The sequence below is a fragment of the Aquipseudomonas guryensis genome, assembly GCF_014164785.1.
GTDB lineage: Bacteria > Pseudomonadota > Gammaproteobacteria > Pseudomonadales > Pseudomonadaceae > Aquipseudomonas > Aquipseudomonas guryensis.
The window spans coordinates 579,403-594,825 of record NZ_JACJFN010000002.1 but is presented as its reverse complement, the minus strand read 5'-3'; the positions used below and the strand labels follow the sequence as shown (position 1 = coordinate 594,825).

The 15,423-nt window shown below is 61.8% G+C and carries 15 protein-coding genes; all 15 read right to left on the bottom strand.

The genetic code is table 11. The annotated features are described in order from the left end of the window. Positions 1-237 precede the first annotated feature (237 nt). Complete coding sequence (locus tag H3H45_RS10510) at positions 238-642, bottom strand: DUF2802 domain-containing protein (RefSeq protein WP_182833672.1); 405 nt, start codon at positions 640-642, stop codon at positions 238-240. A 3-nt stretch (positions 643-645) separates the two neighbouring features. Further along, positions 646-1,125 (bottom strand): chemotaxis protein CheW, encoded by a 480-nt coding sequence (locus H3H45_RS10505; protein WP_173206002.1) that lies wholly within the window; start codon positions 1,123-1,125, stop codon positions 646-648. Positions 1,126-1,220: 95 nt separating this feature from the next. After that, a complete protein-coding gene (locus tag H3H45_RS10500) occupies positions 1,221-2,057 on the bottom strand; it encodes a CheW domain-containing protein (RefSeq protein WP_182833671.1) in 837 nt (278 codons plus the stop codon). An 87-nt stretch (positions 2,058-2,144) separates the two neighbouring features. Further along, positions 2,145-2,933: a ParA family protein gene (locus tag H3H45_RS10495; protein ID WP_182833670.1), complete on the bottom strand. Its 789-nt coding sequence runs from the start codon at positions 2,931-2,933 to the stop codon at positions 2,145-2,147. A 52-nt stretch (positions 2,934-2,985) separates the two neighbouring features. Further along, entirely contained in the window at positions 2,986-3,864 is an 879-nt protein-coding gene (motD, locus tag H3H45_RS10490; RefSeq protein ID WP_182833669.1) for a flagellar motor protein MotD, read from the bottom strand. A gap of 18 nt (positions 3,865-3,882) precedes the next feature. Continuing rightward, positions 3,883-4,623, bottom strand: a complete 741-nt coding sequence (locus H3H45_RS10485) for a flagellar motor protein (protein ID WP_182833668.1) — start codon at positions 4,621-4,623, stop codon at positions 3,883-3,885. Then, positions 4,623-5,747: a protein-glutamate methylesterase/protein-glutamine glutaminase gene (locus tag H3H45_RS10480; RefSeq protein WP_182833667.1), complete on the bottom strand. Its 1,125-nt coding sequence runs from the start codon at positions 5,745-5,747 to the stop codon at positions 4,623-4,625. The genes H3H45_RS10485 and H3H45_RS10480 overlap by 1 nt, the downstream gene beginning before the upstream one ends. A gap of 40 nt (positions 5,748-5,787) precedes the next feature. Next, positions 5,788-8,004, bottom strand: coding sequence for a chemotaxis protein CheA (locus tag H3H45_RS10475; RefSeq protein WP_182833666.1), 2,217 nt, complete (start codon positions 8,002-8,004; stop codon positions 5,788-5,790). Between the two features lie 29 nt (positions 8,005-8,033). Beyond that, a complete protein-coding gene (locus H3H45_RS10470; RefSeq protein ID WP_182833665.1) occupies positions 8,034-8,819 on the bottom strand; it encodes a protein phosphatase CheZ in 786 nt (261 codons plus the stop codon). A 19-nt stretch (positions 8,820-8,838) separates the two neighbouring features. Beyond that, a complete protein-coding gene (locus H3H45_RS10465) occupies positions 8,839-9,213 on the bottom strand; it encodes a chemotaxis response regulator CheY (RefSeq protein WP_090254048.1) in 375 nt (124 codons plus the stop codon). 81 nt (positions 9,214-9,294) lie between these two features. Beyond that, positions 9,295-10,044, bottom strand: coding sequence for an RNA polymerase sigma factor FliA (gene fliA / locus H3H45_RS10460; RefSeq protein WP_182833664.1), 750 nt, complete (start codon positions 10,042-10,044; stop codon positions 9,295-9,297). Then, entirely contained in the window at positions 10,041-10,874 is an 834-nt protein-coding gene (gene fleN / locus H3H45_RS10455; protein ID WP_182833663.1) for a flagellar synthesis regulator FleN, read from the bottom strand. Before fleN ends, fliA begins: the two co-directional genes overlap by 4 nt. 96 nt (positions 10,875-10,970) lie before the next feature. Beyond that, positions 10,971-12,296: a flagellar biosynthesis protein FlhF gene (gene flhF / locus H3H45_RS10450; protein ID WP_182833662.1), complete on the bottom strand. Its 1,326-nt coding sequence runs from the start codon at positions 12,294-12,296 to the stop codon at positions 10,971-10,973. 12 nt (positions 12,297-12,308) lie between these two features. Beyond that, complete coding sequence (flhA, locus tag H3H45_RS10445) at positions 12,309-14,432, bottom strand: flagellar biosynthesis protein FlhA (RefSeq protein WP_182833661.1); 2,124 nt, start codon at positions 14,430-14,432, stop codon at positions 12,309-12,311. 148 nt (positions 14,433-14,580) lie between these two features. Continuing rightward, on the bottom strand, positions 14,581-15,405 hold the full coding sequence (locus H3H45_RS10440; RefSeq protein ID WP_182833660.1) for a hypothetical protein: 825 nt from the start codon (positions 15,403-15,405) through the stop codon (positions 14,581-14,583). Positions 15,406-15,423: the final 18 nt, after the last annotated feature.

The following is a 15,423-nucleotide window of genomic DNA, read 5'->3' as shown; positions in this document are numbered from 1 at the left end:
AGCGGGCGAAGGGCTAAGAGCAGGAGGGAGTAAGAACCTGTTTACGAGCTTCTAGATTAGAGCCAGACAAGACGCAACGACCAGAGGGAGTAACAGCCGCAGGCTGGCCCGAAGGGTGAACGTCAGCGAATCAAACGGCCGAGGAAGCGGAGTTTACGAGTTGTAAATGAGCTTTCCGAGGCCATTTTTAACGCAGGATGGCCGACAGCCAGGAGATCGTAGACAGGTTCTAAGAATTCAGGAGCGCTGTTTCTGGGCCAACTGCAGCTTGCTGACCAGCTCGGCTTCGGCCTTGGTTAGGCCGCAGGAATGAGTCAGGTCATCGACGCTGGCGCCCATGCCAGCCAGGCGTGCAGCCTGAGTGAAGGACAGGCTGGAAGGATCGCGCTGCTCCATCTGGTTGAGCTTGTCCGGCAGCGGCGCCACCACCCGACGCAGTTCATGCAGCTCTTCGCCCATGCGGATACTGCCGGTCAGATAGGTATCCAGGCGCCGGCTCAGCTCGCGCAGGCGCTGGTCACGAACGGTGTCGCGCTCACTCTGCAGCTGTGCCTGCTGGCGCAGGGTCATCACCAGCCAGAGGCAGGTACCTGCGAGCAGCACACAGAACAGGCCAAGCACGGCCACCGCGATCTCCAGCATGGATCAGAAGCTCTCCAGCTCGGACCATTCTTCTTCGGACATCATCTTGTCCAGTTCGACCAGAATCAGCAGCTCGCCGTTCTTGTTGCAGACGCCCTGGATGAACTTGGCGGACTCGTCGTTGCCCACGTTCGGCGCGGTTTCGACCTCGGACTGACGCAGGTAAACCACTTCCGCCACGCTGTCGACGAGGATGCCGACCACTTGTTTGTCAGCCTCGATGATCACGATGCGGGTGTTATCGGTAACTTCCGCCGAGTCGAGGCCAAAGCGCTGGCGGGTGTCGATTACCGTCACCACATTGCCACGCAGGTTGATGATGCCCAGTACATAGGCGGGAGCACCCGGCACCGGGGCGATTTCGGTGTAGCGCAACACTTCCTGGACCTGCATCACGTTGATGCCGTAGGTCTCGTTATCCAGGCGGAAGGTTACCCACTGCAGGATGGGATCTTCTGTACCTTGCGCAGACGTTTTCTTCATTTCCCTAGCCTCGTCTAGAACCGCATTGGGCGGCATACGCGGGTGCACCCCGCTGTCATTACTATAGAGCCCCACGCCAGGCGGGGCCGAGCAAATTAATGGCGCTTGGCAGATGCCTGATTGCGTGTCGCACCACTGGCGATCAACTCGGCCAGGGCAGACACATCCAGCAGCGCGCACATGTGTTCGATCACCGTACCGGCCAACCAGGGCCGCTGGCTACGCTGACTGCGCCACTTGACCTCATCCGGCACCAGGCGAATCGAGCGACTGACCTGATGCACCGCCAGCCCCCACTCGTAGCCCTCCACCGAAATCACGTACTGCAGACCATCGCGAAAATCATCACGATAACGCTCGGGCATGACCCAACGCGCCGTATCCAGCACCTTCAGATTGCCTGCCTGGCTGGGCAATATGCCGAGAAACCAGTCGGGCTGGCCGAACAGGGGCGTCAGCTCGGCATTTGCCAGCGGATAGATGGTCCCCAGACACACCAGCGGCACAGCCAGAGTGAGACCTGCGACATCGAACAGCAGGCACTCGAAAGAATCCTCGGCCCAGCTCGGCCGGCCATCGACGCTGAACTTAGCCGGTTCGACCGGAGCTTGCGGTGTCTGCTGCTCGACCCGCGCCTCGACTACCGGCGCAACGGGTTCAGCCAGCGGCACGCTGACGGCAGGCGGCAATTCGATAGTGGGCAAGACCAGGGGCCGCGCTTCGGCCAGCGCCAGCGGACGCTCGATGGGAGCGGCAAGCACCGGATGTGGCGTAAGGCGCGCATCACGCACCTGCTCCTCGATAACGGCCGCTTCGAATTCGTCCAGCGTGATGCTCTGTTCCAGCTCGGCAGCCGCTTCCTGCAGCAGGGCATCCAGATAGGACTGCAGGGCCTGCTGAGGTCGGGTGGCGGTGGCAACAGTACGACTCATGACGGACTTCCACAAAAAAGGGTTCTACAACCTATCGGCCGGCCTACTGCATGACTTGAACCGACATACTCAGCATAGGCCAGCATTTCAGGCTACCTGAGTTGCAGGCGATGCCGCCAGCAGATGCTTGAGCAAGGCCCGGTAGGCAATCACGCCACGGCTGTTGGCATCGAACTGCGACGGGGTCTGCCCCGCACGGCTGGCGTCGCGCAAGCGCGTATCAACCGGCACGTAAGCCTGCCACAGATGCTCCGGATAGGAATTGCGCAGCACGCGCAGGGTATTCAGCGACGCCTGGGTACGGCGGTCGAACAGGGTCGGCACGATGGTGTAAGGCAACGCCTGCTTGCGCGAGCGATTGATCATGGCCAGGGTACTGACCATGCGCTCCAGGCCTTTTACCGCGAGGAACTCGGTCTGTACCGGAATCACCAGTTGCTGGCTGGCTGCCAGCGCATTGACCATCAGCACACCAAGCAACGGTGGGCTGTCGATGATCGCGTGGTCGAACTGGTTCCATAGCTGCGCCAGGCTCTTGGCGATCACCAGGCCCAGGCCACTCTGCCCCGGCGATTGGCGCTCGAGCGTGGCCAGCGCGGTACTAGAGGGGAGCAGTGAAATACGTTCATTACTGGTCGGCAGCAACAGGCGTGCCGGCAAGCCTTCGGGCACAATCCCCTGGTGCTGGAACAGGTCGAAACAGCTGTGCTCCAGACTGTCCGGATCGTGCCCGAAATAGCTGGTCATCGAACCATGCGGATCGAGGTCGACGATCACCACTCGCTTGCCGGCATCGGCCAGCAGGCCGGCCAGAGCGATGGATGTGGTGGTCTTGCCGACCCCACCTTTTTGATTGGCTACTGCCCAGACTTTCATCTTCATCGTCCTCCCGGCACGGCCATTACCTTACCGAGAACTGATTGTCGCCTCATGGCGCAGGCGTCGGAATATTGGCGGAATCCCCCGCAGGGACCGCTACCGGCTTCACCGGTGCAGGTTGCGTGCCAGCCCGTTGCAGCGCCGCATCGGGCTTGGCATTGGCACTGCCTGTTCCACTGATACTGCGCCTTACCTCCAGATTACGCGAGATCACCAGCACCACGCGGCGGTTACGCGCGCGTCCGTCCGCAGTGGCGTTGTCCGCCACCGGCTGGAATTCCCCGTACCCCACCGCAGCCAGCCGCCCCGGATCAACCCCATCCATCGCCAGCATGCGGACGATGCTGGCCGCACGCGCTGTCGACAGTTCCCAGTTGCTGGGGTACTCAGCCGTACTGATCGGCAGGTTGTCGGTAAAGCCCTCGACATGGATCGGGTTCTCGTAAGGCGCGAGGATCTTCGCCACCTTGTCGATCAGGGTGAAGGCCAGTTCGTTCGGCACCGCATCGCCGCTAGGGAACAGCAAGCTGGAATTCAGCTCGATCTCGATCCACAGCTCGTTGCCGCGCACGGTCAGCTGTTCGGCATTGATCAGGTCACCGAAAGCATCTCGCACGCTGCTGGCAATCTCTTGCAGCGGATCTTTCGCTTGCGGCGATGAACTGTTCGGGTTGTCCTCGATCATCGAGCGATCGGGTTCCGTGGTGCGCGGCCTCTCGTCACCGATGGGAATCGGCTTGATTGCCCGTTCCGGCTCGCTGAACACCCCGACCAGGCTCTGCGAAAGCACCTTGTACTTGCCTTCGTTGATCGAAGAGATCGAGTACATCACCACAAAGAAGGCGAACAGCAGGGTGATGAAGTCCGCGTAGGACACCAGCCAGCGTTCGTGATTCTCGTGTTCTTCGTGGTTGCGTCGCCGGGCCATGTCGGTCCCCTGCCCCTGTCAGTCCATGAAGCCTTGCAGCTTCAGCTCGATGGAGCGCGGGTTCTCGCCCTCGGCAATGGACAGGATGCCTTCCAGCAACATCTCGCGATAGCGCGACTGCCGGACAGCAATGGCTTTGAGCTTGTTGCCCACCGGCAAGAGCAACAGGTTGGCGAAGGCCACGCCATAGATGGTGGCCACGAAAGCCACGGCAATACCGCTACCCAGTTTGCTCGGGTCAGCCAGGTTACCCATCACATGGATCAGGCCCATCACCGCGCCAATGATGCCGATGGTCGGCGCATAGCCGCCCATGCTTTCGTAGACCTTGGCAGCCTGGATATCGCGGCCTTCCTGGGTATACAGGTCGACTTCGAGAATACTGCGGATTGCCTCGGGCTCGGCGCCATCGACCAGTAGCTGCAGCCCCTTGCGGGCGTAGGGATCGTCCTCGGTGTCGGCAATCGGCTCCAGCCCGAGCAAGCCTTCCTTGCGCGCGGTCATGCTCCAGCCGACAACCTTGGCGATACCACCGGCCAAGTCGATCCGTGGGGGAAAAAGGATCCAGCGCAGGATGACCAGCGCGCGCTTGAACACGCTGACCGGCGCTTGCAGAAATGCGGCGCCCAGGGTGCCACCAATCACGATCAGCGCGGCCGGGCCATTCAGCAGAGCCCCTAGGTGGCCACCTTCCAGATAGTTGCCACCAATAATCGCGACAAATGCCAGGATGACCCCGACAAGACTCAGTACATCCATCAGATACAGGCCTCGGCCAAATGCCGACCAATATCTTCGAGACCGTATACCGCATCCGCCAGGTCAGCTTTGACAATGGCCATCGGCATGCCATAGATCACGCAACTGGCCTCGTCCTGCGCCCACACCTGGCTGCCGCTTTGCTTGAGCAGGCGCGCTCCTTCGCGGCCATCGGCGCCCATGCCGGTAAGCACCACGGCCAACACCTTGTCGTTATACGACTTGGCGGCGGAGCCGAAGGTGATGTCGACACAGGGTTTGTAGTTCAGACGCTCATCGCCCGGGAGGATGCGCACGGTGCCGCGCGGATCAACCATCATCTGTTTGCCGCCCGGCGCCAGCAGGGCGAGACCGGGGCGCAGCACGTCGCCATCTTCGGCTTCCTTGACAGAAATCCGGCACAGCTTGTCCAGGCGCTCGGCGAAGGCTTTGGTGAAGGCAGCCGGCATGTGCTGGATCAGCACGATGGGCGACGGAAAATTCGCTGGTAGTTGAGTCAACACCCGCTGCAGGGCCACTGGGCCGCCAGTGGACGTACCGATGGCCACCAGTTTGTAGGATTTACGCTTTGGGGCAGGCGAGTTCCCCCCGGCAGACGCCGTCGCGCCAGCCGGTGCAGCCGCCGAGCGAGCAGCCGGGGCCGCCGCCGGCGCGGCACTTCGGGCAGCTGGCGCAGGAGCAACGGGCGCCGCCACAGGCGCCGAACTGTAGCCGCTATAACGGCGGTTACTGCGCGCAATCGAATGAACCTTCTCGCACAGCAGCGCCTTGACCTTCTCCGGGTTACGCGAGATGTCTTCGAAGTTCTTCGGCAGAAAATCCACCGCGCCGGCATCCAGCGCGTCCAGAGTGACCCGGGCGCCTTCGTGGGTCAGCGAGGAGAACATCAAAACCGGCGTCGGACAGCGCTGCATGATGTTCCGTACCGCGGTGATGCCGTCCATCATCGGCATCTCGTAGTCCATGGTGATCACGTCAGGCTTCAAGGCCAGCGCCTGATCGATCGCCTCGCGGCCATTGGTCGCGGTACCGACCACCTGGATATTCGGGTCGGCGGAGAGAATTTCCGATACCCGGCGACGGAAGAAGCCGGAATCGTCCACCACCAGGACCTTGACAGCCATAAACACTCCTGAGCGGCTGGCAGAGCCAGGCCGCAATCAATCAGAGACGACGCGCGTAGCGCTTGAGCATACTCGGTACGTCGAGGATCAGGGCAATACGCCCGTCACCGGTAATGGTCGCGCCGGACATGCCTGGAGTGCCCTGCAGCATCTTGCCTAATGGCTTGATCACCACCTCCTCCTGACCGACCAACTGGTCGACCACGAAGCCGATGCGCTGGCTGCCCACGGTAAGAATCACCACATGCCCTTCACGCTGCTCTTCGTAGCTGGCGCCACGCACCAACCAGCGCTTGAGATAGAACAACGGCAGTGCCTTGTCGCGCACGATTACCACTTCCTGTCCGTCCACCACGTTGGTGCGTGACAGGTCGAGGTGGAAAATCTCGTTGACGTTGACCAGCGGGAAGGCAAAGGCCTGGTTACCCAGCATGACCATCAGGGTCGGCATGATCGCCAGGGTCAGCGGCACCTTGATGATGATCTTCGAGCCCTGGCCCTTGACCGAGTGCACGTTGATGATCCCGTTGAGCTGGGAAATCTTGGTTTTCACCACGTCCATGCCGACACCGCGGCCGGACACGTCGGAAATCTCGGTCTTGGTCGAGAAGCCCGGAGCGAAGATCAGATTGAAACACTCGGTTTCACTCAGGCGATCCGCCGCATCCTTGTCCATCAGGCCCTTTTCCACGGCCTTGGCGCGGAGAATTTCTGGATCCATGCCTTTGCCGTCGTCGGAGATCGACAGCAGGATGTGGTCGCCCTCCTGCTCGGCCGACAGCACCACCTTACCGCCACGCGCCTTGCCCGACTCCTCGCGCTCTTCCGGCGTCTCGATACCGTGGTCAACCGCATTGCGCACCAAGTGCACCAGTGGATCGGCTAGCGCCTCGACCAGGTTCTTGTCGAGGTCGGTTTCTTCGCCGACCAGTTCCAGGTTGATCTCTTTCTTCAGCTGACGTGCCAGGTCGCGAACCAGACGCGGGAAGCGGCCGAAGACCTTCTTGATCGGCTGCATGCGGGTCTTCATGACCGAAGTCTGCAGATCCGCAGTCACCACATCGAGGTTGGAAACGGCCTTGGACATGGCCTCGTCACCGCTATTCAGGCCCAGGCGCACCAGACGGTTACGTACCAGCACTAGCTCGCCGACCATGTTCATGATCTCGTCCAGGCGCGCGGTATCCACCCGCACCGTGGTTTCGGCTTCGCTGGCGGCTGGTGGGGCTTTGTCTGCGGCTGCGGCTGGCGCAGGCGTTGGTGCGGCAGCCTTGACCGGCTCGGCCTTGGCCGCAGGTTTGGCGGCCGGCTTGGCGGCAGCAGGCTTTGCCGCCGGCGCAGCTTTCACCGCTGCGGCAGGGGCGACGGTCGGCTGCACGGCGGTCTCGTCGAACTTGCCTTTGCCGTGCAACTGATCAAGCAGCGCCTCGAACTCATCATCGGTGATTTCGTCGCCTGCCGCCGCGCTCGCCGGCCCTTTGGCAACAATCGGGGCTGGTTCTTCCTCAGGTGCGACGAACTTGCCCTTGCCATGCAACTGGTCAAGCAGTGCTTCGAATTCGTCATCGGTGATCTCGTCACCGGCCTTGGCCGGAGCAGCCGCGACCGCAGACGGCGCAGCTACGACGGGCTCGGCGAACTTGCCCTTGCCGTGCAACTGATCGAGCAACGATTCGAACTCGTCATCGGTGATTTCATCACTGGAAGCAGGCGCAGGAGCCGCACCCGGCTCATCAGATTCACTGATCGCTTCGAGCAACTGCTCGAACTCGCTATCGGTGATGTCACCGGAGACAGCCTCGGCGGGCGCCTCTTCGGCTTCCAACTCCGCTTCAGGCTCGGCGACCTCAGCCACTTCATCCGCACTTTCCGGGTCAGCCAAGCGCGCCAGTGCCGCGAGCAACTCGGGTGAAGCCGGCGTGACAGTTGAACGCTCGCGCACCTGGCTGAACATCTCGTTGACTGCATCCAGAGCCTGCAGCACCACGTCCATCAACTCGGCAGTGACTCGCCGCTCACCCTTGCGCAGGATGTCGAAGACGTTTTCCGCGATGTGGCAGCACTCCACCAGCTCGTTCAGCTGGAGGAAACCTGCGCCCCCTTTGACCGTGTGAAAACCGCGGAAAATAGCATTGAGCAGATCCGTATCATCCGGTCGGCTTTCCAGCTCGACCAGTTGTTCGGACAACAACTCAAGAATTTCGCCGGCCTCTACCAGGAAGTCCTGGAGGATTTCTTCATCGGCGTCGAAGCTCATCGGTGCGCTCCAAAGGCTCTGTTAGAGCCTTAAAATCCCAGGCTGGACAGCAGATCATCGACATCGTCCTGATTGGATGCGACGTCCTCACGCTTATCGGCATGAATCTGCGGACCTTCACCCCGGGAAGGCTCTTTTTGTTTTTCTTGCTCGGCGCGTAGCGCCTCGTGGTCATGCTGGATACCAGCAAACCGATCGACATGGCTGGCCATCAACACCAGCTTCAACAGATTTCCTTCAACCTCGGTGACCAGTTGCGTCACACGCTTGATCACTTGGCCGGTCAGATCCTGATAGTCCTGCGCCAGCAAAATGTCGTTCAGGTAACCGGAGAGTTTCTGGCTGTCACGCTCGCTGTGGGCGAGGAACAGTTCAATACGCTTGGCCAGTTCACGGAAGGCATCGGCGCCCAGCTCGCGGCGCATGAACTTGCCCCAGTCAGCGCTGAGACTCTGTGCCTCGTCACCCAGGTCATTAACCAGCGGTGCGCTCTGCTCGACCAGGTCCATGGTGCGGTTGGCCGCTTTCTCGGTCATCTGCACCACGTAGGACAGGCGCTCGGTAGCGTCACTGATCTGCGAAATTTCCTGGGCGTGGGGATTACCGGGATCGATCTGGAAATTGACGATGGCGTTGTGCAGCTCACGCGTCAGCCGGCCAACTTCCTGGTACAGACCGCGATCGCGAGTCTGGTTGAGTTCATGAATCAGTTGTACAGCTTCGCCAAAACGGCCCTTTTCCAGGCTGTCGACAAGTTGCGTTGCATGCATCTTCAGGGTCGATTCGAGCTCGCCCAGGGAGTCATCGTGTGCCATAGCGCCCTCGTGGCGAACATCAGCCATTAACCCGCTCGAAGATCTTTTCGATCTTCTCCTTCAGCACCTGAGCCGTGAACGGCTTGACCACGTAGCCATTCACGCCGGCCTGCGCGGCCTCGATGATCTGGTCACGCTTGGCCTCGGCCGTCACCATCAGCACCGGCAGGGTTTTCAGGCGATCGTCGGCTCGCACCGCGCGCAACAGGTCGATGCCGGTCATGCCGGGCATGTTCCAGTCGGTCACCAGAAAGTCGAAGCTGCCACTCTGCAGCATCGGCAATGCCGTGACTCCGTCATCCGCCTCGGCGGTGTTGGTAAATCCCAAATCACGCAAGAGGTTCTTGATGATCCGTCGCATCGTCGAGAAGTCATCAACGATGAGGATTTTCATGTTCTTGTCCAAGTCGACCTCCGTACAGTCTTAAACGTCACCGGCCCCCGGGGACGCCGCAATCGTGAAACCGGTAGCCCTTCAGCTGGCCCGCCACTCACCCAGACGCGCGCGCAAACGTGCGGCGCACTGGCTGTGCAGCTGGCTGACACGGGACTCACTGACTCCCAGGACCTCACCGATTTCCTTGAGATTCAGTTCTTCGTCGTAGTACAGCGCCAAAACCAGGCGTTCGCGCTCCGGCAGATTGGCGATGGCATCGGCCAGCGCCGACTGGAAGCGCTCGTCTTCCAGCTCATGCAGAGGTTCGGTCTGGGTGCTCCCGGTGTCTTCATGCATGCCGCCATGTTCACCGTCCTGCATCAGGTCGTCGAAGCTGAACAGGCGGCTGCCCAAAGTGTCGCCAAGAATGCCGTAGTAATCCTCGAGACTCAATTGGAGTTCGGCCGCAACCTCTTGATCTTTAGCGTCTCGGCCCGTTCTTGCTTCAATCGTACGGATCGCATCACTGACCATGCGGGTGTTGCGGTGTACCGAGCGCGGCGCCCAGTCCCCCTTGCGCACCTCATCGAGCATGGCACCACGGATGCGGATGCCGGCGTAGGTTTCGAAACTGGCGCCCTTGCCTCCGTCATATTTCTTCGAGGCTTCGAGCAGACCGATCATGCCGGCCTGGATCAGATCATCCACCTGCACGCTGGCTGGCAGTCGCGCCAGCAGGTGGTAGGCAATGCGCTTGACCAGCGGCCCGTAGCGCTCAATCAGCTGGTGCTGGGAATCCTGCGCCTGCGCCTTGTTGTACATACGGAGTCCACTGGCTGCTGCTGTCATACCGCCGTTCCCGCGATCGGTTGCTGCACCAAACGTTCGACGAAAAATTCCAGATGGCCGCGCGGGTTGGCCGGTAAGGGCCAGGTGTCGACTTTCTGGGCGATCGCCTTGAACGCCAGTGCGCACTTCGAGCGCGGGAAAGCTTCATAGACCGCGCGCTGCTTCTGCACGGCCTTGCGGACTGACTCGTCGTACGGCACGGCACCCACGTATTGCAGGGCCACGTCGAGGAAACGGTCCGTCACTTTAGTCAGCTTAGCAAAGAGGTTGCGACCTTCCTGCGGGCTGTGGGCCATATTGGCCAGAACCCGGAAACGACTCATACCGTAGTCGCGGTTGAGCAGCTTGATCAGGGCATAGGCGTCGGTGATCGAGGTCGGTTCATCGCAAACCACGACTATCACTTCCTGGGCCGCGCGAACGAAGCTGACTACGCCATCACCGATCCCGGCGGCGGTATCGATCACCAGCACGTCGAGGTTATCGCTGATGTCACTGAAGGCCTGGATCAGACCGGCATGCTGCATGGGCGTCAGTTGCACCATGCTCTGCGTGCCAGAAGCCGCCGGCACGATACGAATGCCGCCGGGCCCCTGGATCAGCACGTCCTTGAGGTCACACTCGCCGGATATTACGTCGGCCAGGGTGCGCTTTGCCGTCAGGCCGAGCAGCACGTCGACGTTGGCCAGGCCAAGGTCGGCGTCCATCAGCATGACCCTGCGGCCGAGATCGGCCAGCGCCAGCGACAGATTCACCGATACGTTGGTCTTGCCGACGCCACCTTTGCCGCCGGTCACTGCAATCACCTGTACGGGATGCAAACTACCCATGTTTTCTACACACCTTGTCTTGCCTGGACTGGGCTGATCGGGCAACTACACCGACCTTTCCTCAACACTAGATCGCCTTGGCCGCTACCGCCTGCCCTAACCCGCTCGCCTGGCCGGATTGTGGTACAGGCCGGCGAATACATCCGCCATGGCTTCTTCGCTCGGATCTTCTGCGGTTTGCAGGCTGACAGCCCGGCTCACCAGTTGGTGGCTGCGCGGCACCTGCACATCGTCCGGAATCTTCGGCCCATCAGTTAGATAGGCTACCGGTAGATGCTGGCTGATAGCCAGCCCTAAAACTTCGCCAAGGCTGGTGGCTTCATCCAGTTTGCTCAGGATGCAACCGGCCAGGCCGCAGCGCTTGTAACTATGGTAGGCCGCCTTGAGCACTTGGCTCTGGCTGGTGGCGGCCAGCACCAGGTAATTTTTGGCATTCACGCCGCGCCCGGCGAGGCTTTCCAGCTGCATGCGCAGGGCCGGATCGTTGGCCGGCAGGCCGGCGGTATCGATCAGCACCACGCGTTTGCGCGCCAGCGGCGCCAGGGCCTGGACCAGCGACTGGCCCGGATCGACCAGGGTCACCGAGACATCGAGGATACGGCCGAGGGTCTTCAGCTGCTCCTGGGCACCGATACGGAAGCTGTCCATGCTCACCAGGGCAATACTCTGCGGGCCGTACTTGAGCACATAACGCGCCGCCAGCTTGGCCAGGGTGGTGGTCTTGCCCATGCCGGCCGGGCCGACCAGGGCGATCACGCCACCCTCCTCCAGCGGCTCTACTTTCGGCGTCTTGATCGCGTGGGCCAGGTGCGCCAGCAGCATGCGCCAGGCCTGGCGCGGCTCGGCCACCTTGGCAACACGCTCCAGCAGCGCCTTGGAAATTTCTGCGGACAGGCCCATGCGCTGCAGGCGACGCCACAGGTTGGCCTGTTGCGGCTTGCGGGTCTGCAGCTGACCCCAGGCAATCGAGCCCAGCTGCACTTCGATCAGTTCACGCAGGCCATGCAGCTCGAAGCGCATGGCATCGATGGCGCCCTGGTCTGCGCTCGGACGAGCCGCGACGGGTGCCGCCTGCGGGGCTGCCGGGCGCTGCGGCTTGACCAGGGAGGCAGGCAGTTCGGGGGCGATGATCGATTCGTTGGCGAACAGCTGGCGATCCTTACGCTCGTCGGCAATCGCCCGGCTGGTCAGGTCGGCCTGGGCATTGGCGATCTTCGCCTGGGTCTTGCGCAGCTCGGCCTCCAGCGCCGGGTTAGGCTGGCGCACCGGCTCGGCCGGCAGCTGATAGTCCAGCGCGGCAGTCAGCTCGACACCGCCGGCCACCCGACGGTTGCCGATGATGGCAGCGTCGGCGCCCAGCTCATCGCGCACCAGTTTCATGGCTTGACGCATATCGGCGGCGAAGAAGCGTTTGACTTGCATGGCTTAGAACCCTCAGTTCTGGCCGACCGTGGCAACGATCGTGACCTGCTTGTTATCCGGTATTTCCTGATAAGCCAGGACATGCATGCTGGGTACTGCGAGCCGCGCAAAGCGCGAGAGCATCGCCCGAACCGGGCCGGCCACCAGCAGTATCACTGGTTTGCCGAGCATTTCCTGGCGCTGCGCCGCTTCCACCAGGGAGCGTTGCAGCTTTTCGGCCATGCCAGGTTCGAGGAGGATGCCATCCTCGGAGCCCTGACCGGCCTTCTGCAGGCTATTGAGCAATATCTGTTCCAACCTGGGCTCCAGGGTGATCACAGGCAGCTCCGGCTCTAGTCCCACAACGCTTTGCACGATTGCACGGGCCAGCGCGACACGCACCGCGGCGACCATCGCGGCGGGATCTTGACTCTTTGGCGCCACATTGGCGATGGCTTCGGCGATGGTGCGGATGTCGCGCACCGGCACCTGCTCCTGCAGCAAGGCCTGCAGCACCTTGAGCAGGGTCGACAGCGACACCAGGCCCGGCACCAGCTCTTCGGCCAGCTTCGGCGAGCTCTTGGCCAGCAGTTGCAGCAGCTGCTGCACTTCCTCATGGCCGAGCAGTTCATGGGCGTGTTTGTGCAGCACCTGGTTGAGGTGCGTGGCGACCACGGTGCTGGCGTCCACCACCGTGTAGCCGAGTGATTGCGCCTGGTCGCGCTGGGTCGGATCGATCCACACCGCCTCCAGGCCGAACGCCGGGTCCTTGGCGGCGATGCCGTTGAGGGTGCCGAACACCTGCCCCGGATTGATTGCCAGCTCACGCTCCGGGTAGACCTCGGCCTCGGCCACGCTGACGCCCATCAGGGTCAGGCGGTAGGCGTTGGGCAACAGGTCGAGGTTGTCGCGGATATGCACCGAGGGCATCAGGAAGCCCATTTCCTGGGACAGCTTCTTGCGTACCCCCTTGATCCGCGCCAGCAGCTGCCCACCCTGGGCCCGATCGACCAGCGGGATCAGGCGATAGCCCACCTCCAGGCCGACCATGTCTACCGGGGTGACGTCGTCCCAGCCCAACTCCTTGACCTCCTGGGCGCGCTGCGCCGGCAGCAGCTCCTGCTGGCGCTGGACTTCCTTGACCTCTTCTTCCTTGCCCTTGCGCTGCTTGTTGGCGATCCAGTAGGCGGCGCCAGCAGCCGCAAGGCCGAGGCTAATGAAGGAGAAATGCGGCATGCCCGGCACCAGGCCCATGGCAATCATGATGGCCGCGGCGACCGCCAGTGCGCGCGGCGAAGCGAACATCTGCCGGCCCACCTGGGCGCCCATGTCTTCCGAGGTCGACACGCGGGTGACCATGATTGCCGCCGCAGTGGACAGCAACAGCGAGGGAATCTGCGCCACCAGACCGTCACCGATGGTCAGCAGCGTGTAGATGCGCCCAGCATCGGCAAAAGCCAGGTCGTGCTGGAACATGCCGATGGCGATGCCGCCGATCAGGTTGATGAACAGAATCAGCAGACCGGCAATGGCGTCACCGCGGACAAACTTGCTGGCACCGTCCATAGAGCCATAGAAGTCGGCTTCCTGGGACACTTCGGTACGCCGGCGCTTGGCTTCCGCCTGGTCGATCAGGCCGGAGTTGAGGTCGGCGTCGATGGCCATCTGCTTGCCGGGCATGGCATCCAGGGTGAAGCGTGCGCTCACCTCGGAAATGCGTCCGGCGCCTTTGGTAACCACCACGAAGTTGATGATCATGAGGATGGCGAACACCACCGCACCGACCACGTAGTTACCGCCGATCACCACCTCACCAAAGGCCTGAATCACCTTACCGGCAGCATCGTGACCGTCCTGGCCATGCAACAGCACCACCCGCGTGGACGCCACGTTCAACGCCAGACGCAGCAGCGTCGCGGCCAGCAGCACGGTCGGGAACACGGCAAAATCCAGCGGGCGCAAGGAATAGATCGCCACCAGCAGGACCACGATGGACAGGGCAATACTGAAGGTAAACAGCACGTCGAGCAGAAATGGCGGGATCGGCAGCATGACCATGGCGAGCATGACCAGCAGCATCAGCGGGATGCCCAGATTGCCGTGGCGTAATCCCGACAGGTTGGTGCGTACGTCACCGATGATTTGCGCGCGATCCACTGCCACTTGTTTTCCCCAGCCTATTCAATCTTTTGACGCGAAAGCGCGCCGTGCTGAGGTTATGGCAAGAAGCATTCCAATTTGCTCGACGAGCCTGCAGCACCCGCGAAACAAGGGCCGCCCTGCTTATTACAGGACGGCTCAGCGGCTAGGCGGCAATGCGCTGACGCGCCCGTGGATCGCCCGGCAGGTAACTACCCGTCACCAACTGGTAAGCCTCGGAAGTGCGCTTGCCGGGGATGCCGTCGACCTTGACGAAAATTCCAGGAAAGGTATTCAGCCAAGCCTGAAGGACCTCGACCCGCCGCGTCTGGAGTGGATCGGTGGACGCACTCATCGAGTAAGCCCCTACCAACGGCACCGTTGCCACCACGGGTTTTGGCTGATCGGCGAACTCGGTCAGGCCGCGCTCGGCCATGCGCCGCAGCAACACAGCGGCGCCACATTGCCTGGAAACCGCGCTGTCGGACCAGGTGCCATCGGCCACATATTTACCGCTGTTGTAGTGATTGGAGTAACTCCACAGATAGGGCGTCAGCACATGCGGGTGGTGCAGGCGGTAGCCGAAGCCGTTGTATAACTCCAATTGGTAGAGCGTACCGGCCAGACTCCAGTCGGTCATCGCGCCCAGTTTCTTCAGCAGCAGGGCATCTTCGGCGCTCTCCTCCCAGGTAAAGGGCGGATTTCCGCTCTTCGGCCGCCCGGCGGGTACCTGCACGGTACGCGCCGTGAGTGGATCGCCGTTGTGCAGGTGGCCGGTGAAGCTTTGACTGCTTTCCATATTGTGCACCACCGCGATAAAGCCCCAGGGCACACCTAGGGCCTGACCGACCTGCTGGTATCTGGCGCGGTTGCCATTCAATTTATCGATCAGGGCTTCGACCTCGCCGGCCTTGGCCGGACGGATCTGGCAGCTGTTGAAGAGGTGTTCGTATTCGCCGCGCAGGGCGCTCGTGAGGGCAATTCTGGCCATGGGATGCTCCGTAGCGAG